Origin of the sequence: Nocardioides ochotonae (assembly GCF_011420305.2) — a bacterium.
In the GTDB taxonomy this organism is placed as follows: domain Bacteria; phylum Actinomycetota; class Actinomycetes; order Propionibacteriales; family Nocardioidaceae; genus Nocardioides; species Nocardioides ochotonae.
Map to the genome: position 1 here is coordinate 1405269 of NZ_CP061769.1, position 20757 is coordinate 1426025.

The following is a 20757-nucleotide window of genomic DNA, read 5'->3' on the forward strand; positions in this document are numbered from 1 at the left end:
TGCGCCGGTGCCTCCCTCCCGCCTGTCCCTGCCATCTCACCTCGCCGCCGCCGTGTTGCTCGTCGCGGCCACCGCGGCGTGCGCCACGTCCGAGCAGGGACGGGCGGGGAGCACCTCGCCGCTCCCGTCGCCGAGCGGTACGGCGGACGCCGCCCCCGCGGACCCCCGCGGCGTCTTCGTGGCCCTCGAGGAGCGCTACGACGCCCGGCTGGGGATCTTCGCGATCGACACCCACACCGGCGAGACCGTCGAGCACCGCGCCGACGAGCGCTTCGCCTACGCCTCGACGTACAAGGCGCTGGCCGCGGCGGCGCTGCTCGCTCGCACGGGGGAGCGGCGCTGGGAGGAGGTCGTCGCCTACGACGCCGACGACCTGGTCACCTACTCGCCCGTCACCGAGCAGCACGTGGGGACCGGGCTGTCCCTGCAGCGCATCGCCGAGGCGGCGGTCCGGGAGAGCGACAACACCGCCGGCAACCTGCTGCTCGACGAGCTCGGCGGCCCGGCCGGGTTCCAGCAGGCGCTGCGTGAGCTGGGTGACGACGTCACGGTCGCGGCGCGCCGGGAGACCGCGCTCAACGACACCGCCCCCGGCGACCGGCGCGACACCAGCACCCCGCGCGCCCTTGCACAGGTCCTCCAGCTCTACGCCGTGGGCGACGCGCTGCGTCCGCCCGCGCGGCGCACCCTGCTGAGCTGGATGCGCGGCAACGCCACCGGGGACACCCTGGTGCGCGCCGGTGTTCCCGACGGCTGGCGGGTCGCGGACAAGTCCGGCGCCGCGGCGTACGGCACCCGCAACGACATCGCCGTCATCGAGGTGCCCGGGCGTGACCCGGTCGTGATGGCGGTCTTCTCCGACCGCGGCACGCCGGCTGCCGAGTACGACGACGCCCTGGTCGCCGAGGCGGCCCGGGTGGCGCTGCGGAATCTGATCCCTACGTCCGCCGACTGAATCGGATATCGCCGTTCGGCATCCGTTGGTGCAGATAACGGTCATCGTGGATCAGATGATGGTGATGGCTGCACAGAAGAATGCCCTTGTCGAGATCGGTCTTTCCGCCCGCTGACCACGGATCCAGATGATGTGCCTCGCACCAGGTCGAGGCAATGGTGCAGCCGTCGGCGCGACATTCCTTGTCGCGAATGGCCAATGCCTTTCGCTGGCCGGGGCTGAAGAGCCGGTTCGTGCGGCCTAGGTCGAGCGGAACCGACCGGGTGCCGAGCACCGCGGGCACGAGATTGGCCGCGCAGGCCAGGCGACGGGCCTCGCCGGCAGTGATCCGGGAGCCGTCCGCCAGCGTCGCGGAACCCAGCCCCTCGACGAGCGCCTGGAGGTCCATCGTGATCACCAGCGTCGTGGCGTCGCCGCCGTGCAGCGGCAGCCGGGTGGGGTCGATCGCCTCGAGCAGCGAACAGAATGCCTCGCCGAGTCGCCGCTCGTAGGGCACGCGCCGCCCGTCCGCAGCCGGCTCATCCGTCGCCCGGCGGGGGTTGGTGAACGACTCGAGCATCGTGGTCAGTCGCAGCGCCACCGACTCCGGGACCTGGGCCCGGATGATCGCGCTCCCGTCGCCGAGGTGCCGCACGCCCAACGTCGTACGCCGACGGGCGCGGCGCTCCGCGGCGCGCAGCTGCTCCTCCTCGACCTTCTCGGCCCACTCTGGCGCGACGACCTCGAGCAGCCGCTCGGCCAGGCGGCCCAGCTCCCGCGGCCCGAAGTCGGCCGCCTGCTCGACCAGATAGGTCTCGGCGCGGGCCAGCATGTCGGCCCACTCCTCCGCGCCGGCCTCGACCAGCGAGAACGCATCGGTCAGGTCGTCGAGCGCGGCGACCATCACGTGGCCCTGGTCGAGGCTCACGTGCCCGCCCGCCAGCGCCGTACCGACGCGGTGCCAACGCAGCTCGCACGCGGTCCCGAGTCGCTGGAGCCGTCGGGCGGACGGGCCGGAGGTGTGGGTGCGGTGCGCGACCCAGGCGGCCACGTCGCGACACCCGTCCGTGTCGGCCACGTCGTCGGCGCACGCGATCACCCGCGCGTGCATCGCCTGCGCACGGGAGGCGAGATGGGCCGTCATCCGCAACGCCTGACGCTTCTCCGAGATCGACAGAAAGGTCGGATCACGGTCGGCGATCTTGTCGAGAAAAGCCTCCGCGCACCCCACGTCGGCGAGGTAGGGATGAGCCGTGTCGGCCATCGTCGCCTCCCGAGATGAGGTGGTAGAAGATTCGGTTCCGTAGGGCCGATTCTACCGCTGTTCGAAAGTGTTCGAAATGGGTCGGAAGGTAAAGAGTGAATCTGTGGAAAACTCTGCGGACCTGGGTGACCCCGTGCGCGCGATCCGGCCATGAGAACGAGGCCGCTCGGGTGGGAACTGGTCTGCTTTCTCGTTGTGTTCGGAGCGCTGGCAGCGGGCATCTTGGTCAAGCGGTCCCCGCTCACCGGCGTCTCGTTGCCGCCGCCGTCGTCACTCCGGGTCGAGATCCTGGCCACCGCGTCGTAGCGCGTTCGGGTTTGCCACTGTCGGCCCGGGACCCGCCCTCCAGACGCTGGGCGCTACGCGCTGTGCACGCTCTGCGCCCACACGTTGCCCCAGTCGTCCACTTCAAGCAGTACGCGGTCCTCGCGCCGCCCAACCGCCATTGCCAGCCAGACCAGCGCCCAGAGTCCGGCGGTGAACAGCGTGAGGAGTGCGTGGAAGAGGTGGGACACGCGGCGACGGTAGCCAAGCACGACACCACTGGGCCCTTGGTGCACCATCGTCGCGCTGTTGGTCGTCACCTGGTCTTCGACCGCGAGGGCGAGAGCGCGATTCCGAGAAGGAATGTCGAGTCGGGCTTCTTGATCGAAGCTCTGTGGGCGGGTCAGCCGCTCGGGGTGGAGCGAGTAGGCGGCGCGGACCCAGCGTGCGCCGTTCCAACGACGCCAAGCCTTCCCATCCCAGCGAAGGTCCCCGGGCGCGTGCTTGCGACGTGACATGCGATCAGTATGGGTGGGCGCACTGTCAGCGTCAGGTCGACCTTGCATCGCGACCGATGACGGTCCGGATTGGCCGCGATCAGCGCGCCCGCTCGTGCGAATGACCGGATGGTTGGATCGCTTGCGGCGCGTGCTCTTCGTCAACACCATGGCGGGATGAATGACGTGCCCGAACGCTGGAGTCAGGCGAGCGTCTACCCCGACATGTGGGCAGATCCGGCGGCCGATCCTCGCAACAGTGACGGAGTCAGCCCGGATGGTGAGTTGGCGACGCTGCAGGACTACCTGAGCAGTTACCGATTGACCCTGCTGATGAAGTGCGAGGGGCTGGGCCCCGAGCAGTTGGCGCGCCGCTCGGTGCCGCCGTCGACCATGTCGCTACTTGGACTCGTGCGTCACCTGGCCGAGGCGGAACGGGACTGGCGCAACTGGTTCGTCCCGGGGGAGCCCGCGCCGAAGTTGTACGGCGAGGGCGATGCCGATTTTGAGCAAGCGGTCGGCGATCAGCCGACGGTCCACGGCGCACTCGGCGACCTTGCCCGGGAGCAGGCTGTTACTGACCTGGCGTTGGCCAAGCATCCGGATCTGGCTGAGCGGATCGGCGATCGTGGTATCGCGGTGCGTGAGTTGTGGGTCCACCGGATCGAGGAGTACGCCCGGCACTGCGGGCATGCCGACCTGCTGCGCGAGTGCATCGACGGACGAGTCGGGCAGTAGGTCAGCCTCACGCGTGTCGTCCTACGCGACGGAACGTCAACGCCCTCATCTGCCGCGTGGAGGGCGGGTGACGGTCAGGCGGCGAGCCCGCCTGGGCGCCGAGGAGGTGGTGTTCTCGAACGACTTCGCCAGGCGGCGCGAGCGTCCGAGGCGGCCGTGGGCGACCGAGACCCGCCACGCCGCCGCCTCGTCGTACCCTCCCGCCATGACGGACCTCGAGGTGCACGTCGGCGACCGGGTGCTCTCGGTCCGCGACGGCGGCGACCCGCGCGGCGTCCCGGTCGTGCACTTCCACGGCACGCCGGGCTCGCGGCTGGAGGCGGAGCGGGCGGGCGAGATCGGTCGTCGCATCGGCGTGCGGGTGATCGGCTTCGACAGGCCCGGGTACGGCGGGTCCGACGCCGCGCCGACCAGCCTGCGGCTCGTGGCGCGGGACGTCGAGGCGATCGCCGACCGGCTCGAGGTGGAGCGGTTCGCGGCGCTGGGCTGGTCGGGCGGGGGACCCTTCGCCCTGGCGACCGCGGCGGTGCTGGGTGACCGGGTCACACGGGTCGGGGTGTCGGGCGGACCCGGGCGGGTGGCGGACGTGCCGGGGGCGCGGGACGCGCTCGACGCCAACGACCTGCGAGCGCTGTCCTACCTCCCCGATGAGCCCGGCCGCGCGGCGGAGCAGTTCCGTGCCGGGAATGCCGAGCTGCTCGACGCCATGATGTCGGTGCGCGACGACGCCTCGGCCCCGTGGATCGACTGGCAGTGGGGTGCGAGCGACCCGGAGGTGGTCGCCGACGCGGGTGCGCGGCAGGCGCTGTTCGCCTCCTTCCGCGAGGCGCTGCGCCAGGGGCCGATGGGCATCGCCTGGGACAACGTCGCCTTCGTCGGGCCGTGGGGGATCCGGCTGGAGGACATCACCTGCCCGGTCCACCTCTGGTACGGCGACCGTGACGCGATGGTCGCGCCGGCGCACGGCGAGTGGCTGGCCCGCCACCTTCCGCACGCCGAGCTCGTGCGCCACCCGGGCGAGGGGCACCTGCTGCCGTGGCGGCACTGGGAGCAGATGCTGGGCGTCCTGGTCCGCCCCGTCTGATCCGGCGGCGCGGGGGAGCGGGTCGCTCAGCTCTCCGGCAGCGCGGCGAACGCGCGCTGGGTGTCGCGGTACCAGCCGAGCGACTTCTTCGGGTGCCGCCAGCGGCCCTTCATCGCGTCGCGCGCCTCCTGGTGGGTGGCGTCGCCGGCCTTCTCGGCCTCCTTGAGGTGGCGGTCCTGGGCGTTGATCACGTCGTCGGCGCTCTCGCCGCGGTGGGCGAGGTCGCAGGGTCCGCCGAGGTCCCGGCAGGTCATCGTCTTCATGTCGTCTCCCGATGGGTGCGGTGGGCTTCCTGTGCTGATGACGAACCGCGGCGACCAGGTGTGACCGGACCGCGAGCTCAGGTCCGATCCCGTGGTCGGTCGCCGTCGCGGCGTACGACCTGCGCCAGCACCTCGGGCGCCGCGCGGAAGGTGATGGCACGCACCACCCCGTCCTCGACGGCGAAGTCGAAGACGACCTTCGCGGCGCCGAGGTGGAACCACGCCGTGCCCGGACGCCCGTCCACGAGGACCGGGAGCACCGCGGTGGCGCTGCCGTCGAAGAACGTCGCCACCTCCTCGCGCCCGGCGATCCGTTGCGGGGTGCCGGCCAGCACCGCGGCCTCGTCGGCGCCCACGGTCGCGTCGGGCGCCAGCAGGCGCAGCAGCCCCTCGAAGTCGCCGGCCTTCGCCGCGGCCATGAACGCGTCCACGACCTGCCAGTCCGCGAGCCGGTCCTCGGCGCGCGGCTGCGCGACCTTGGCGCGTGCCCGCGAGGCGAGCTTGCGTGCCGCGGTCGGCGTGGTGTCCAGCACTGCCGCGATGGTCGGGAACTCGAACCCGAAGCTGTCGTGCAGCACGAAGGCGACCCGCTCGCGAGGCGAGAGCCGGTCGAGCACCACGTGCAGCGCCAGGCCGACCGAGTCCGCGAGCACCACGTCGTCGGCCGGGTCGCCGGCGGCTGCAGCGTCGGCGGGCTCGACGTCGGCGACCGGCTCCGGGGTGCGGGCGCGCAGCCGGTCCAGGCACAGCCGGGTGGTGACGGTCGTCAGCCAGGCCGGCAGGCTCTCGATCTCGGTGTCGTTGCGGTGCAGGCGCAGCCACGTCTGCTGCACGATGTCCTCGGCCTCGGCGTGGTCGCCCAGCACCCGGGCCGCGATCGCGACCAGGCGCGGCCGCTCTGCCTCGAACCGCGCTGCCTCGAACCGCGCTGCCTCGGCCTGCGTGCTCTCGTCCACGGCACCCACCCTTCCACCCGGGGCGGATCGGCGCTCAGAGGATTGTGGTCAGCACGCCCCGTCCGCTCAGATCTCCGCCCACCCCTTCGCGCGCTCGACGGCGGCCAGCCAGCGGCGGTGGTCGGCGTCGGCGTCCTCGCGGGCGCGGGAGGGGGTGAAGGAGCGGTCCAGGGTCCAGGTCTCGCGCAGCTCGTCGGTGGAGGACCACACCCCGGTGCCGAGACCGGCCAGGAACGCCGCACCCAGGGCGGTGGTCTCGATCATCCGCGGCCGCTCGACCGGTACGCCGACCTGGTCGGCCTGGATCTGGCAGAGCAGGTCGTTGGCCGCGGCCCCACCGTCGACGCGCAGCGCGGACGGCTCGCCGGGCATCGTCTCCAGCACGTCGCGGACCTCGAAGGCGATCGCCTCGAGGGTGGCCCGCACCAGGTGGGCGCGGGTGGTGCCGCGGGTGATGCCGACGATCAGCCCGCGCGCGTGCGGGTCCCAGTGCGGGGCGCCGAGGCCGGTGAGCGCGGGCACGAAGACCACGCCGTCCGAGGACGACACGGTGGCCGCGATCGCCGCGGTCTCGGCCGCGGAGCCGACCAGCTGCAGCCCGTCGCGCAGCCACTGAACCGCCGCGCCGGTCACGAAGATGGACCCCTCGAGGGCATAGGTCAGCTCGCCCTCGGGGGAGCGCCAGGCGGCCGTGGAGAGCAGCCCGGCGTCCGAGCGCTCCAGGGTGGTGCCGGTGTTGGTGAGGATGAAGGACCCGGTGCCGTAGGTGCACTTGGAGTCGCCGACGTCGAAGCAGGTCTGCCCGAACAGCGCCGACTGCTGGTCCCCGGCGATGCCGGCGATCGGCAGCGAGAGGTCGAGGAACGTGCGCGGGTCGGTCACCGCGACCTCGCCCCAGTTGGGCACCAGCTCGGGCAGCGCGTCGTCCGGCACCCCGAACAGCTCGCACAGCTCCTTGCTCCAGGTACCGGCCTCGAGGTCGAGCAGCAGGGTGCGGCTGGCGTTGGAGATGTCGGTGACGTGGTGCAGGCCGCGGGTCATCCGGGCGATCAGGTAGGAGTCGACGGTGCCGATCGCGTAGCGCCCCGACTCCACCAGCGCCCAGGTGTGCGGCTCGTGCTCGGCCAGCCAGGCCAGCTTGGTCGCGGAGAAGTACGGGTCCAGCCGCAGCCCGGTCAGCTCGCGGACCCGGTCCTCGTGCCCGGCCTCGCGCAGCCGCACGCACACGTCCGCCGTACGCCGGTCCTGCCACACGATCGCGCGGCGCGGGGAGCCGAGGGTGTCGCGGTCCCACAGCAGCACCGTCTCGCGCTGGTTGGTGATCCCGACGGCGGTCAGGGCGGAGCGGTCCACCAGGGTGAGCACCTCGCGGACCGCCTCCAGGGTGGCCTGCCAGATCTCCTCGGGCGCGTGCTCGACCCAGCCGGGCCGCGGGAAGTGCTGCCGGAACTCCTGCGACGCGCTGGCCTCGACGCTCCCCTCGGGGGTGACGACGACTGCGGTCACGCCGGTGGTGCCGGCGTCGATGGCCAGAACGCTCATGGGCGGCACCCTAGCGAGGGGCCGCATGGCGCGGGGGCTCAGCCGGCGCGGACGATCTCCAGCACCCGACGGTCCACCCAGGACAGGTCCGGCGCGACGCGCATCTCGAGGTTCTCCACGCCCACCCAGGTGCGGAAGTCCGGCTGCCCGGCGGCGCGGGCGTGCTCCTCGAGGGTCTGCTCGAGCTCGGGGGTGAGGACCACCTTGTCCTCCTCGCTCGAGGCGGTGAGGTAGAGGTCGTTGAGGCCCAGCAGCCGCTCCAGCTCGGGGATCGGCGCGGCGTGGTCGTCGACGCGCAGGTCGACGGCGATGTCGTCGTTGCCGCCGTACCCCGCCTCGTCGCGTACGACGAGCAGCGCGGCGGACTGCCGCCCGCGCCAGTCGCCTCCGGCGGCGTCACCGGCGGCCAGCGCGGCGAGCAACCGGCGCTCGAAGGGCTCCTCGGCGCTCTCGAGCCAGGTGCGCTCCATCGCCTCGATGACCTCGGGGCCGGCCAGGCAGTTGCCCTGGATGGCGTAGCCGTCACCGGTGGTGTGACCCGCGTAGGTGACGCAGCCGCGCCCGGTGTGGCTGGCGGCGCCGCCGTCGGAGTCGACGATGCCGACCTGGCGGTGCTCGCGGCCCTCGTCCTCCTCGAGCAGCCGCTCCAGCGCGATCTCGGCGGTCGCGCCCTCGTCGAGGTGGGACAGCGCCAGCCCCTTGTAGGCGACGTTGGCGTCGGCCTGGGTCGCGATCGCGCCCACCTGCGCGACGGCGGCCGGCACGGCGGAGCCCACCGCGAGGAACTTCGAGGCGACGGCGACGCCCCAGGACTCTCCGTCGGCGGACCGGGCCACGATCGAGAACGTCATGGCTGAAGGTTAGACAGGCCCGCGCGTTCCCCGGCGATCGGCGTGCCGCCGCCGTTACGGTGAGCCGTGCTCAACGACGTCTCGCGCCGAACCCGCCTGTACACCTTCGTCATGGGGCTGAGCGTCGGCCTGGTCTTCGGCCCCTTGGTGGCGACCATCGCCCGGCCCCTCGACGTCGGCATCGGCTCCGTGATCGCCTTCCCTGTCGCCGCGATCGTCGTCATGGTCCTGGCGAGCAACGTGATGTTCGCGTCGCTGTACCTCGACACCTTCCGCTTCTGGGAACAGGTGGTCGTCGGGTCCCAGGAGATCGTCGCCGGCACCGTCTCGACGGTCTCCGTACCGGGCCGTGTGCTGACGCACCGGATCTCGCGCGGCCGACCGCACTTCTCGATCCTCGGCGGCCGGCAGGCGGGGGAGGGACTGCTGCTGCCCGTCACGGTCGTCGGCGACGGCCCGCCGCGGCGCGTCGCCCTCCTCGCGCCGGTCCTGCCCGCGCTCCAGCACCGGGACGCGCCGCTCGTGGTGGCCCTGCACCCGGAGCGCCCGGAGGTGGGCGTCCTCGACGACCGGGTCGGCGTCGCCGACCTCGAGGCCGCCGCCCACGACCCGCGCTGGGCCGACCGGCTGCCGACCAACGGCAGCACCGCCGGAGGCTGGGGGAAGCTGGTGGCGTGTGGCCTGGCCGGTGCGTTGGTGGCAGGCGTGCCCGTGTTCGCGCTGCTCACCTGAGCGACCGCGCTGGCCGCGGCTCGGCTGTCGTCGCTAGGGTCGCTGGTGGAACATCCACGGACGAACCAGGAGGACCCATGCGCGTCGGAGTGCTGACCGGAGGCGGGGACTGCCCGGGCCTGAACGCGGTGATCCGCGCTGTCGTCCGCAAGGGCGTGCGCGAGCACGGCTTCGAGTTCGTCGGCTACCGCGACGGCTGGAAGGGCCCCCTGGAGGGGCTGACCATGGAGCTCGGCATCGAGCAGTGCCGCGGCATCCTGCCCCGCGGCGGCACCATCCTCGGGTCCTCGCGCACCAACCCGTTCGCCATCGAGGGCGGCGTCGAGCGGATCAAGGACAACCTGGCCGCGCACGGCGTCGACGCGCTGGTCGCGATCGGCGGCGAGGACACCCTCGGCGTCGCCACCAAGCTCTCCGACCTCGGCGTCAACGTCGTCGGCGTGCCGAAGACGATCGACAACGACCTCTCCGGCACCGACTTCACCTTCGGCTTCGACACCGCGGTCAACATCGCCGTCGAGGCGATCGACCGGCTGCACACCACCGCGGAGTCCCACCACCGCGCCCTGGTCGTCGAGGTGATGGGCCGCCACGCCGGCTGGATCGCCCTGCACGCCGGCATCGCCGGCGGCGCCAGCGTGGTGCTGATCCCCGAGCAGCCCTTCGACATCGAGAAGGTCTGCGCCCACGTCGAGACCCGGTTCGTCTCCGAGTACGCCCCGATCATCGTGGTCTCCGAGGGCGCGGTCCCGGTCGCGGGCGGCGACATGACCGTGCAGTCCGGCGAGGTCGACGCCTTCGGGCACGTGCGCCTGGGCGGCATCGGCGACCGGATCGCCCAGGAGATCGAGCAGCGCACCGGCAAGGAGGCCCGCGCGGTCGTGCTCGGCCACGTCCAGCGCGGCGGCACCCCGTCGGCCTTCGACCGTTGGCTGGCCACCCGCTGCGGCCTGCACGCCATCGACGCGGTCGCCGACGGCGAGTTCGGCGTGATGGTCGCCCTGCGCGGCACCGACATGGTCCGCATCCCGCTGATCGAGGCGACCGGCGAGCTCAAGGTCGTCAGCCCGGAGGAGTACGCCGAGGCGGAGGTCTTCTTCGGCTGACGCTTCGCACGCCGTGCTCGTCCACGGCGTGCAGCGCCGTCGCGGCGCCGAGCTCGTCGGGACCGATCTCGACGACCTCGGCGCCGGTGCGGGCGTCCTCCTGCTCGATGGCCCACCCGGTCCACGGTCCGCCGGCCGGGCGCACCCAGCGCCCGTCCAGCAGCAGGTACGGCGTGCCGGCCGCGGAGGTGCGCAGCGCGCCGCTCGCATCGGTGCGCAGCAGCAGCACGCCCTCCTCGTGGACGACCGCCGCCTCCAGGCGGGAGAGCATAGGCAGCCCGGCGGTCGCGGAGCCGGTCGGCCAGGGCCACGGGGAGACCCGCTCCTCCAGGACCCGGGGCTCCTCCGGTGCCTCGACCGGAACGACCCGGGTCCAGGGGCGGCCCAGGCCGCGCACCAGGTGCCGCTCCCAGCCGCCCAGCACATCGACCGGGCCCTCCCATGCCGCGCGCAGCCGGGCCCAGGGGAGCGGGTCGAGGTCGGCGCCGGCCAGCGCTGCGACCGCCCGCGCTCCGGCCTCGGCGCGCGGCAGCGCCTCGGGGCAGGGCGCCGCGAGGCGGAAGCCGACACCGAGGAACGTCGGCACCAGCCGGGACCAGCCGCGCTCGTCGAGGTCGACGGGCTCCCCGTCGTACCAGGTCCGGGCGGGCACGGTCGCGCTCAGCAGCCGAGGAGGGTGTGCAGCGCGGCGGCGCGGTCGCGGTAGTCGGCGTACTCGTCGAAGCTCGGCGCGCCGGGGGAGAACAGCACCCGCCGGGCGGGGTCCTCGGAGGCGAGCACCGCACGCACCGCGTCGGCGAAGCCGGGGCTCAGGTGCACCGGGTGCGGGCCGTCGCTGGGCAGCGCGGCCGCCAGCCGCGCCCCGGCCGCGCCGAAGGCGTGCACGCCGACCGGGGCGGTGCGCCCGGCCAGGTAGGCGACCAGGGGATCCAGCTCGAGCCCGCGGTCGGCACCGCCGAACAGCAGCAGCACCCGCTCGTCGGGCCAGACCTCGAGCGCCGCGACGACCGCCTCGGGGGCGGTGGCCAGGCTGTCGTCGTACCAGGCACGGCCGTCGGGGGAGGCCACCGGCTCGAGTCGGTGGGCCAGCGGCGCGAAGTCGCGCAGCGAGGCCAGCGCGGTGCGCCGGGCGTCCTCGTCGCCCAGCAGCCCGGCGACCTCGAGGGCGCGCAGCGCGAGCGCGCAGTTGGCGGCGTTGTGGCGCCCGGGCAGTGGGAGCTCGTCGGCGCCGAGCCCCCCGACACCCGGCCAGACCAGGGCGCCGGCGTCGTCGGCGTGCACGTGGTCGGCGTCGGGGCGGTGCAGCGTGGTGGGTGCCTCCAGGCGCGCCGCTGCCTCGTCGTAGGCCGCGCCCGGCGCGGCGACCACGTGCTCGGGGCCGTGGGCGAGCAGGTTGAGCTTGTCGTGGACGTACTCCGCGTAGCCGCCGTGCCAGGGCAGGTGCTCGGCGTACAGCGAGGTCAGCACCACCACCCGCGGCGAGGTGGTCACGGTGCGGGCCTGGTAGCTCGAGACCTCCAACGCGACCACGTCGAGCCGGTCGGCGTCCACCGAGAGGACCGGGGTGCCGACGTTGCCGACCACCGCGCTGCGCAGGCCGACCGCGCGGGCCACGTGCGCGATCAGCGAGGCGGTGGTGGACTTGCCCTTGGTGCCGGTGACACCGATGGTGACCCCGGCGTGCTCGCCCAGCCACAGGTCGGTCAGCCCGGTCACCGGGGTGCCGGCGGCGGCCAGCTCGACCTGGAGGGGCGCGGTGGCGGGGACTCCGGGGGAGGCGACCACGACGCGTGCCGCCCGCAGCGCCTCGACGGCCGCCGCACCGGTGAGCACCGGCAGCGGGGCGTCGGCGGGGGCCGCCCCGGCGTCGGTGGCGTCGGGCAGCGCGATGGTGGCGTCCAGACCGCGGCGCGCGAGCTCCGCGGCGACGGCCGCGCCCTCGCGCCCGTAGCCCCAGACGACGGTGCCGGTCGGGGGCAGCTCAGAGAACCGCACGGGCAGCCTGCTCCAGCGCGGGGGACAGGGCGTGCTGGGGGGCGAAGCTGAACGCCGCCTCCTCCTGCTCGGGGGTGACGGTGACCTCGGCGACGCCCGGCAGCGCGAGGAACGGGTGGTCCTTCCACTCCGGGTGCCGGCGCAGCAGCTCGACCGCGACCTGGCACTCCTCGGGCTCGCCCACGCACTCGAACGGCTTGTGGGTCGGGCCGGTGCCGAGCAGGTCGAGGAAGCCGTCGCGCTGCGCGGCGTCGCCCAGCGCGTCGGCGAACAGGTCGCGCCCGCCGTAGATCGCGAGCAGCTCCGCGCGCGGCAGGAACGGCGCGAGGCAGAGGAACACGAAGCGGCACTTGTCGCAGTGCCCGCACCACTCGGTGCGCTTCGCCGGGTCGAGGTGGAAGGAGCGGTTGCAGCTGGTGAACGCGCGGTGGTAGCCGGTGTGGGTGGCGAAGCGGCGCATGATCGCCAGCTCCGAGAGCGGGCGCAGGAACGACACGTAGTCGACCGCGACGCCGGCGAGCCGGTCGCGCAGCAGCCGCTCGAACTCCAGGCCCTTGGACCACTGGTGGTTGACCTCGACGCCGGCCCAGGTGAGGTTGCCGTACGACGAGCTGCGCTCGTTGCTGAACACCACGCTCTCGAAGCCCGAGCGCAGCGCGACCAGGCAGCCGATGAGCGAGTTGATCGCGGTGACCGGGACGTGCCCGTTGTGGGCACCGGCCTCGTTGAGCGCCTTCAGGCCCGGGTCGATGGTGCGGCGCGCGGTGAGCAGCGGCAGCCCGGCGACCTCGGCGGTCCGGGTGATCGGGGCGTAGGTGTTGACCGAGAACAGTGCCACGTCGAAGCCCGCCGCGCGCAGCGCCTCGAGGGTGACGATGGAGTCCTTGCCGCCGCCGACCGCGGCGAGCACCCGGGCGCCCGGGCGGGTGGCCCTGGGTACGGCGGGGGAGCCGGCGGCGTCGGCGTCCGTGCCGGTCCCGCGGATCGTGGGGCGCAGCGCCTCGGGGAGGTCGTTGCGGTAGGCGAACTCGCCCAGGCCGTTGCGGGCCACGGTGGCGAGGAACTCCTGCTCACGCGGGCCGGCGCCGAGCGGCGTGGTGTCGATGGTCGCCGGGACCAGGGCCTTGTAGTAGCTCAGGCCGGCGGCCAGCGAGAGCAGCCGGACCACGAGGACGAAGTCGTCGTCGACCGGGCGCGGGCCGGCGACGTCGGGCAGCTCGACGACCTCGGTGAAGCGCTGCTGCGCACCGCCTCCGGCGATGCTCCAGCGCAGCTCCACCCGGGCACCGTCGTCGCTGACGACGGGCTCCTCGTGGGTCAGGACGAGCTCTGGACGGGGGACGTCGAGCAGGCGGGACACCTCCCGATCATAGGAGCGGGCACCCGCTCGCGGGCACACGCACCGCGCGACGCTGCCCACAGGCGGCGGGTCGGGGCCCGTACTGGTCTGGGTCGGGTGGGGCAATGGGGGTTACGCCGGAGGGATCCGGGGGCAATGGTGGTCCCATGAGCATCTCCGCGGCGGCGCAGCCGGACAGCAGCGAGAAGGGCCCGCAGCTGAAGCGGACCATCGGCCCCGGCCTGCTGCTGCTGTTCATCGTCGGCGACATCCTCGGTGCGGGCGTCTACGCCGTCACCGGCCGGCTCGCGGGCGAGGTGGGCGGCGTGGCCTGGCTGCCGTTCCTGGTCGCGTTCGGGGTGGCCACGCTCACGGCGTTCTCCTACCTCGAGCTGGTGACGAAGTACCCGCAGGCCGCGGGCGCGGCGCTGTACGCCCACAAGGCCTTCGGCATCCACTTCGTGACCTTCCTGGTCGCCTTCACCGTCGTGTGCTCGGGCATCACCAGCGCCTCGACGTCCTCGGGCCTGCTGGCCGAGAACCTCCTCATCGGCATCCACGAGCTCCTGCCCGGGATGCCGACCGGGGAGACCGCGTCGCTGGTGACCGCGCTGGTGTTCATGGGCGTGATCGCGGCGATCAACCTGCGCGGGGTGAGCGAGAGCGTGAAGTTCAACGTCGTGCTCACGATCATCGAGATGCTCGCGCTGGCGATCGTCATCGGCATCGGCATGTGGGTGGTCGGTCGCGGCGACGGCGATCTGTCGCGCGTCACGGTCTTCGAGAGCCCCGACGAGAAGAACCTCTTCATGGCGGTCACGGTCGCCACCGCCATCGCGTTCTTCTCGATGGTGGGCTTCGAGGACTCCGTGAACATGGTGGAGGAGACCAAGGACCCGCTGCGGATCTTCCCCAAGATGATGTTCACCGGCCTCGGCATCGCGGCGCTGGTCTACGTGCTGGTCGCGATCTCCGTGGTGGCGGTGATCCCGGCCGGTCAGATCGCCGCCCCGCAGAACCCCGAGGCCGGGGTGCTGCTCGACGTCGTGCGGATCGGCGCCCCGGACCTCCCGATCGACAAGATCTTCCCGTTCCTCACCGTCTTCGCGGTCGCCAACACCGCCTTGATCAACATGCTGATGGCCAGCCGGCTGATCTACGGCATGGCCCGCCAGGACGTCCTGCCCCGCAGCCTGGGCCGGGTCTCGCACCGCCGCCAGACGCCGTGGACCGCGATCGTGTTCACCACGATCCTGGCGCTCGCGCTGATCGTCCTGGTCCGCACCCAGTCGGAGACCACGATGGTCGCGGCGCTCTCCGGCACCACCTCGCTGCTGCTGCTCGCGGTGTTCACGCTGGTCAACATCTCCTGCCTGGTGGCCCGCCGGCGCCCGGACCGGACGGAGTTCCGCGCGCCCACCGCGGTGCCGGTCATCGGGGCGATCGCGTGCGCCTACCTGCTCGGTCCGTGGGCGCGGCTGGAGGAGGACATGGTGCAGTACCGCATCGCGGGTCTGCTGCTGGCGCTCGGCGTGGTGCTGTGGCTCGGGGCCTGGCTGACCAACCGCGGGGTGCGGGCCAAGAAGACCGGCTTCCGCGACATCGATCACCTCGACGGCTAGCCCGGCCGCCGGGACAGGTCGCCAGCCGAGGCGTCGGGACCGGTCGCCGGGTGGACGGCGAGTCGGCCACCGGTCGCCCGCCGCGTACCCTGTGGGGGTGAGCAGCATCCCGTCCCTCGAGTCCCTGCACGCCATGGGCGCGGCCCAGCAGCCGACGTACCCCGACCGTGCCGCCCTCGGGGCTGCCGTCGACCGGCTGCGCACGATGCCGCCGCTGGTGTTCGCGGGGGAGTGCGACGACCTGACCGACAAGCTCGCGGCCGTGACCCGCGGCGAGGCGTTCCTGCTCCAGGGCGGCGACTGCGCCGAGACCCTGGCCGGCGTCACCGCCGACAACGTCCGCAACAAGCTGCGGGTGCTCCTGCAGATGTCGGTGGTGCTGACGTACGCCGCCTCGGTCCCCGTGGTCAAGGTGGGCCGGCTCGCCGGGCAGTACGCCAAGCCGCGCTCCAAGGACACCGAGACGCGCACCATGCCCGACGGGCAGAGCGTCACCCTGCCGGCGTACCGCGGCGACGCGGTCAACGGCTTCGACTTCACCCCCGAGTCCCGCACGCCGGACCCGCAGCGTCTCGTCGACGTCTACAACGCCTCGGCCGCGACGCTCAACCTGGTCCGCGCGTTCACGACCGGCGGGTACGCCGACCTGCGCCAGGTGCACACCTGGAACACCGACTTCGTGCGCAGCTCCCCGGCCGGGCAGCGCTACGAGGCGGTCGCCAACGAGATCGAGCGCGCCCTGGAGTTCATCCGCGCGATCGGCGCGGACCCGGAGGAGTTCCACCGCGTCGACTTCCACTCCAGCCACGAGGCGCTGGTGCTGGAGTACGAGCACGCGATGACGCGCATCGACTCGCGCACCGAGCAGCCCTACGACGTGTCGGGCCACTTCGTGTGGATCGGTGAGCGCACCCGCCAGCTCGACGGCGCGCACGTCGAGCTGCTGAGCCGCATCCGCAACCCCATCGGCGTCAAGCTCGGCCCGACCACCACCGCGGACGACGCGCTGGCGCTCGCGGCCAAGCTGAACCCCGACAACACCCCGGGCCGGCTCACGTTCATCACCCGCTTCGGCGCCGGCAAGATCCGCGACGGCCTGCCGCAGATCGTGGAGAAGGTCACCGCCGAGGGCGTCCAGGTGGCCTGGGTCTGCGACCCGATGCACGGCAACACCTTCGAGGCCTCCTCGGGCTACAAGACCCGTCGCCTCGAGGACGTCGTGGAGGAGGTCCAGGGCTTCTTCGACGTGCACCGCTCGCTCGGCACCTGGCCCGGCGGCCTGCACGTCGAGCTCACCGGTGACGACGTCACCGAGTGCGTCGGCGGCGGCGAGGACCTGCTGGAGATGGACCTGCACAACCGCTACGAGTCGGTGTGCGACCCGCGCCTGAACCGGGTGCAGTCCCTCGAGCTGGCCTTCCTCGTGGCGGAGATGCTGCGCAAGGCCTGACGCCCGGCATCATGGCGACATGATCGACCTGCGCTCCGACACCGTCACCCGTCCCACCGAGGCGATGCGCACCGCGATGGTGCGCGCCGAGGTGGGCGACGACGTGTACGGCGAGGACCCCACGGTCCTCGCCCTGGAGGAGCGGGTGGCCGACCTGTTCGGCCACGAGGCCGCGCTGTTCACGCCGACCGGCTCGATGGCCAACGTGCTGGCGGTCGCCAGCCTGGTCTCGCCCGGCCAGGAGGTGCTGTGCGAGTCGCGCGCCCACATCGCGCGCGCCGAGCTGGGCGCCCACGCCAGCATCGGCGGGGTCACGATGCGCACCTGGGTCGACGAGGGCGGCCAGATCGACCTGCCGGTGATCCGCCGCCTCTTCGCCCCCGACATGGGGCCGTTCTTCGTCCCCACCGCGGCGATCTCGGTGGAGAACACCCACAACTTCGCCGGCGGTGCGGTGCTGCCGCTCGACGACCTGCGCGACCTGCGCGAGTTCGCCACCGAGGTCGGCACCGGCGTGCACCTGGACGGCGCCCGGATCTGGAACGCCCACGTCGCCACCGGCACGCCGCTGCGTGAGTACGGCGCGGTGGCCGACGTGCTCGCGGTCTGCCTGTCCAAGGGGCTCGGCGCCCCCGTCGGCTCGCTGATGGTCGGCTCGGCGGACGCCGTCGCCGAGGCCCGCGTGCGCCGCAAGCGGATGGGCGGTGGCATGCGTCAGGTGGGCATCCTCGCCGCCGCGGGGCTCCACGCGCTGGACCACCACGTCGAGCGGCTGGCCGAGGACCACGAGCACGCGAGGATCCTCGCCGAGGCGCTGGGCGCCGACCCGGACTCGGTGGCGACCAACATCGTGGTCGTGGACCGCGCGGACGCCGCGCAGGTCGTCGTACGAGCGCGGGAGGAGGGGGTCCTGCTCAGCACCGTCGGCCCCACCGCACTGCGCCTGGTCACCCACCTCGACGTGGACCGCTCCGCCGTCGACCGCGCCGCCCGCATCCTCGCCGCCCTCTGACCCTCGCCTTCCCCCGAGCCGGGGAAGGAGTCAGCGGGCGGAGCGGGCGACCTCGCCGGCGTCGAGGCGCCCGACGACCGGGGGCAGCCGGCGTACCGCCTGGGCAAGCTCGCGCAGCTCGGTGCCGAGCAACGCCTGGGGTCCGTCGCACAGCGCGGTCTCCGGCGAGGGGTGGACGTCGACGATGACGCCGTCGGCGCCGACCGCGATCGCCGCCCGCGCGAGGGGGACGACGAGGTCCTTGCGGCCCGCGGCGTGCGAGGGGTCCACGATCACCGGCAGGTGGCTGCTGGCCTGCACGACCGGGATGGCGGAGATGTCCAAGGTGTTGCGGGTGGCGGGCTCGAAGGTGCGGATGCCGCGCTCGCACAGCACGATCTCGAGGTTGCCGCGCTGGGCGATGTACTCCGCGGCCATCAGCCACTCCTCGATGGTCGCGGTCATGCCGCGCTTGAGCAGCACCGGCTTGCCGGCGTCCCCGACGGCCTGGAGCAGGCCGAAGTTGGCCATGTTGCGGGTGCCGATCTGGAGCATGTCGGCGTGCTGGGCGACGATCTCCACGTCGCGGGCGTCGACGACCTCGGTGACGACCGGCAGCCCGGTCAGCGCGCGCACGTCGGCGAGGATCTCCAGCCCCGCCCGCCCCAGCCCTTGGAAGGCGTACGGCGAGGTGCGCGGCTTGTAGGCGCCGCCGCGCAGGATCGTGGCGCCGGCGGACTTGGCCATCTGCGCGGCCTCGAGGGTCTGCTCGGGCGTCTCCACCGCGCACGGGCCGGCCAGGAACGTGAACGTGTCCGGCCCGATCGGCACCTGCTGGCCCGGCTGCCCGACCCACACCGTCGACCGGCCCGCGTGATGCTGGCGGCTGACCAGCTTGTAGGGGTCGGAGATCCGGTGCACGTCGGCGACCCCGGGCAGGGTGCGCAGGTTGAGGTGGTGGAAGGAGGTGACGTCCCCGACCAGGCCGATGATCGTGCGGGTCACGCCCTTGCTGACGAAGGCCGCCCCACCGACGTTCTCCACGCGGCTGACGACGCGGGCGACGTCCCGCTCGGTGGCGTCCGCGGACATGACGACGACCATGGTGCTTCCTCTCCCTGACCCGGCGCGGGTGCGGGCGGCGTGGACCCGCCGCCGGCCGGCATCGCCCGAGGGGACGTGCTCGACCGGGAAGACGCTAGCCAGCGCGCCCGTGGCCGCGACCCATTTCCCGGATCATGGGACCGGGCGGGAGGTGACGCGTGCCTCAGCCGCGGAACGCGGCGTCGCGCAGCTTCTTCAGCAGCGCGATGTCGGGGTTGCCCAGGTCGCGCGAGCCGGGCGTCTCCAGCACGAACGGGACGCCCGCGGTCGCCGGGTGCGCGAACAGCTCGCTGAACGCCTCGGTGCCGATGTGGCCCTCGCCGATCCGCTGGTGGCGGTCCTTGAACGCGCCCCGCACGTCCATCGAGTCGTTGGCGTGGATCAGCCTCAGCCGCCCGGGGCCGCCGATCTCGACGATGCGGTCCACCGTGGCGGTGGTGCCGCCGGGCTCGTCCAGAGGAGCCCCCGCGGCGAAGACGTGGCAGGTGTCCAGGCAGATGCCCGCCTTCGGGTGGTGGTCGAGCGCGCCGAGGTACGGCGCGAGGTCCTCCACGCCGGCGCACAGGGAGCGACCCTGGCCCGCGGTGGGCTCCAGCAGCAGCGACGGCGCGTCCGGGTCGTCGCCCAGCTCCTCGAGCACGGGGAGCAGCCCGTCGCGGACCTGGGCCATCGCCGCGGCGTACCGCGCCTCGCTCGCGCCGGGCTCGGGGTCCACGAAGGAGCCCGTGTGCACCACGACGCCCTCGGCGCCGATCGCGGCGGCCCGGCGCAGGTTGTGCGCGACCACCGCCACCGACTTCTCATACGTCGCCGGGGTCGGGCTGCCGAGGTTGACCAGGTACGGCGCGTGGATGAAGACCCGCAGCCCCCGCGCGGCGATGGTCTCGCGGAACACCGCGTCGTCGGCGGGCTTGCCGGGGGAGAGCGCCCAGCCGCGCGGGTTGCCCACGAAGACCTGGAAGGTCTCGCACTCCAGCTCCTCGGCGCTGGCCAGGGCGCCGGCGACGAGGCCCTTGCCGACCTGCACGTGGGTGCCGACCGGATTGCGCAGGGACGGGGTGAGCGGTGCGGGGGTGGTCACCCCCGCACGCTAGGGGAGCGGCGTGGCCCGCCGGGCACCGAGGTCGGAGAAGCGCCGGGCGTCAGAGACTCAGAGCACAGAGATCGTGTCGCCGGCCCGGATGGTGCCGGGCGTGGCCACGTCGGCGTACACGGCGAGGGACAGGTCGCGCTCGGCGGCGAGGCGTGGCAGCAGTCGGCCCTCGGCGACGGCGCCGTCCTGGTCGATGTCGACCATGCGGCACCGCGGGATGCGCTCGACCACCCGTAGCCGCACGTCGCCGCAGGCGAGGGTGCGCCCGATCCAGGACTCCTCCACGAACGGCTCCTCGGTGGCGACCACGACGTTCACCCGCAGCCGCCGAGGGTCGGGACGCACCTCCCAGTGCTCAGCGCACCACGCCAGCGTCGCGGTGCCGACCAACGACACCGCCCCGCCGTCCTGGTGAGGCGTCTCCGCCTCCGGCAGCACGTGTACGGCGTCGCCCATCGCGCGGCTCAGCTCCGCGTCGAGTGGCGGGTCGCCGACCCGCCACCGGCCGCCAGGCCCGACGACGACGACCTCGCCCGGGCGGTTCCCGGCGAGGGCGGTGTAGGAGAACACCGCGTCGCGGCGGCGGAAGCGGTGGCTGTTCTTGCCCGAGGCGAGGCGGCCCTCCGCGTCCACCACGGCGTAGAGGCGGTCGCCCGCGAGGCCCCGCGCGTCGAAGACCGCGGTGTCGAGCTCCTCGCCACCCATCGACTTGACCGAGTAGCGGCGCAGGGACAGCACGGGGAAGGACACGTGCGAAACGGTAGCGCGGGTGGGGGTTGCCGGGGGCGGCCGATCGGCGGGGCAAGCCGGGGCGGGTCTCGGGTGCGCGTACCTGCGCAACTGCGCGGAAAAGCACCGGTTTCGGCCCGCGGAAGGTGCCAAACCAGCAATTGCGCAGCTACGCGCGCCGCCCCGGCGACCGGCGGGACGAC

General features: G+C 73.2%; 20 protein-coding genes. 8 read left to right on the top strand and 12 right to left on the bottom strand.

Annotated elements, in window-relative coordinates; all coding sequences use genetic code 11:
* Window positions 1-7: 7 nt before the first annotated feature.
* Complete coding sequence (gene bla / locus HBO46_RS06865; protein WP_224769416.1) at window positions 8-955, top strand: class A beta-lactamase; 948 nt, start codon at window positions 8-10, stop codon at window positions 953-955.
* Here bla and HBO46_RS06870 read toward each other — a convergent pair.
* Window positions 939-2198 carry an HNH endonuclease signature motif containing protein gene (locus tag HBO46_RS06870; protein ID WP_166140436.1) on the bottom strand — a complete coding sequence of 420 codons (1260 nt, stop codon included), beginning with the start codon at window positions 2196-2198 and terminating at the stop codon, window positions 939-941. The two genes, bla and HBO46_RS06870, sit on opposite strands and share 17 nt — an antisense overlap.
* A gap of 359 nt (window positions 2199-2557) precedes the next feature.
* Window positions 2558-2980, bottom strand: coding sequence for a hypothetical protein (locus tag HBO46_RS06875; RefSeq protein ID WP_166140437.1), 423 nt, complete (start codon window positions 2978-2980; stop codon window positions 2558-2560).
* 156 nt (window positions 2981-3136) lie between these two features.
* On the opposite strand from HBO46_RS06875, the gene HBO46_RS06880 reads away from it, so the two are divergent.
* Together HBO46_RS06880 and HBO46_RS06885 are read left to right on the top strand one after the other, a co-directional pair.
* Complete coding sequence (locus tag HBO46_RS06880) at window positions 3137-3697, top strand: DinB family protein (protein ID WP_166140438.1); 561 nt, start codon at window positions 3137-3139, stop codon at window positions 3695-3697.
* Window positions 3698-3902: 205 nt separating this feature from the next.
* Window positions 3903-4781: an alpha/beta fold hydrolase gene (locus tag HBO46_RS06885; RefSeq protein WP_166140439.1), complete on the top strand. Its 879-nt coding sequence runs from the start codon at window positions 3903-3905 to the stop codon at window positions 4779-4781.
* A 26-nt stretch (window positions 4782-4807) separates the two neighbouring features.
* Here the strand turns inward: HBO46_RS06885 and HBO46_RS06890 are convergent, their stop codons facing one another.
* The 4 genes from HBO46_RS06890 to HBO46_RS06905 all read right to left on the bottom strand — a co-directional run bounded on the left by HBO46_RS06890 (window position 4808) and on the right by HBO46_RS06905 (window position 8393).
* The gene (locus HBO46_RS06890) at window positions 4808-5044 is read right to left on the bottom strand and encodes a DUF1059 domain-containing protein (RefSeq protein ID WP_166140440.1); all 237 of its coding nucleotides are present in this window, start codon (window positions 5042-5044) and stop codon (window positions 4808-4810) included.
* A 77-nt stretch (window positions 5045-5121) separates the two neighbouring features.
* Complete coding sequence (locus tag HBO46_RS06895; protein ID WP_166140441.1) at window positions 5122-6000, bottom strand: sigma-70 family RNA polymerase sigma factor; 879 nt, start codon at window positions 5998-6000, stop codon at window positions 5122-5124.
* Between the two features lie 66 nt (window positions 6001-6066).
* Window positions 6067-7542, bottom strand: coding sequence for a glycerol kinase GlpK (glpK, locus tag HBO46_RS06900; protein ID WP_166140442.1), 1476 nt, complete (start codon window positions 7540-7542; stop codon window positions 6067-6069).
* A gap of 38 nt (window positions 7543-7580) precedes the next feature.
* Window positions 7581-8393 carry a DUF1028 domain-containing protein gene (locus HBO46_RS06905; RefSeq protein ID WP_166140443.1) on the bottom strand — a complete coding sequence of 271 codons (813 nt, stop codon included), beginning with the start codon at window positions 8391-8393 and terminating at the stop codon, window positions 7581-7583.
* A gap of 66 nt (window positions 8394-8459) precedes the next feature.
* Between HBO46_RS06905 and HBO46_RS06910 the strand changes: the two genes are divergently transcribed.
* Window positions 8460-9125, top strand: coding sequence for a hypothetical protein (locus tag HBO46_RS06910; RefSeq protein WP_166140444.1), 666 nt, complete (start codon window positions 8460-8462; stop codon window positions 9123-9125).
* Between the two features lie 77 nt (window positions 9126-9202).
* A complete protein-coding gene (locus tag HBO46_RS06915; protein ID WP_166140445.1) occupies window positions 9203-10231 on the top strand; it encodes a 6-phosphofructokinase in 1029 nt (342 codons plus the stop codon).
* Here HBO46_RS06915 and HBO46_RS06920 read toward each other — a convergent pair.
* Genes HBO46_RS06920 through HBO46_RS06930 form a run of 3 tightly spaced genes read right to left on the bottom strand, consistent with a single transcriptional unit; the run spans window position 10188 to window position 13586 of the window.
* Window positions 10188-10883 carry a hypothetical protein gene (locus HBO46_RS06920; protein ID WP_166140446.1) on the bottom strand — a complete coding sequence of 232 codons (696 nt, stop codon included), beginning with the start codon at window positions 10881-10883 and terminating at the stop codon, window positions 10188-10190. The genes HBO46_RS06915 and HBO46_RS06920 overlap by 44 nt on opposite strands.
* Window positions 10884-10891: 8 nt before the next feature.
* Window positions 10892-12226: a UDP-N-acetylmuramoyl-L-alanine--D-glutamate ligase gene (gene murD, locus HBO46_RS06925; protein ID WP_166140447.1), complete on the bottom strand. Its 1335-nt coding sequence runs from the start codon at window positions 12224-12226 to the stop codon at window positions 10892-10894.
* Complete coding sequence (locus tag HBO46_RS06930) at window positions 12213-13586, bottom strand: hypothetical protein (protein ID WP_166140448.1); 1374 nt, start codon at window positions 13584-13586, stop codon at window positions 12213-12215. The genes murD and HBO46_RS06930 overlap by 14 nt, the downstream gene beginning before the upstream one ends.
* A gap of 146 nt (window positions 13587-13732) precedes the next feature.
* On the opposite strand from HBO46_RS06930, the gene HBO46_RS06935 reads away from it, so the two are divergent.
* The 3 genes from HBO46_RS06935 (at window position 13733) to HBO46_RS06945 (ending at window position 17649) form a co-directional block, all read left to right on the top strand.
* Window positions 13733-15187 carry an APC family permease gene (locus HBO46_RS06935; protein WP_166140449.1) on the top strand — a complete coding sequence of 485 codons (1455 nt, stop codon included), beginning with the start codon at window positions 13733-13735 and terminating at the stop codon, window positions 15185-15187.
* Between the two features lie 97 nt (window positions 15188-15284).
* Window positions 15285-16637 (top strand): class II 3-deoxy-7-phosphoheptulonate synthase, encoded by a 1353-nt coding sequence (locus HBO46_RS06940; RefSeq protein ID WP_191480210.1) that lies wholly within the window; start codon window positions 15285-15287, stop codon window positions 16635-16637.
* A gap of 19 nt (window positions 16638-16656) precedes the next feature.
* Entirely contained in the window at window positions 16657-17649 is a 993-nt protein-coding gene (locus tag HBO46_RS06945) for a threonine aldolase family protein (protein WP_166140450.1), read from the top strand.
* Window positions 17650-17679: 30 nt separating this feature from the next.
* Here HBO46_RS06945 and aroF read toward each other — a convergent pair whose 3' ends face one another.
* From aroF to HBO46_RS06960, 3 genes are all read right to left on the bottom strand, one after another.
* Complete coding sequence (gene aroF / locus HBO46_RS06950; protein WP_263457788.1) at window positions 17680-18720, bottom strand: 3-deoxy-7-phosphoheptulonate synthase; 1041 nt, start codon at window positions 18718-18720, stop codon at window positions 17680-17682.
* A 175-nt stretch (window positions 18721-18895) separates the two neighbouring features.
* The gene (locus HBO46_RS06955) at window positions 18896-19813 is read right to left on the bottom strand and encodes a deoxyribonuclease IV (RefSeq protein ID WP_166140452.1); all 918 of its coding nucleotides are present in this window, start codon (window positions 19811-19813) and stop codon (window positions 18896-18898) included.
* Window positions 19814-19882: 69 nt separating this feature from the next.
* Entirely contained in the window at window positions 19883-20575 is a 693-nt protein-coding gene (locus HBO46_RS06960) for an MOSC domain-containing protein (RefSeq protein WP_166140453.1), read from the bottom strand.
* Window positions 20576-20757: the final 182 nt, after the last annotated feature.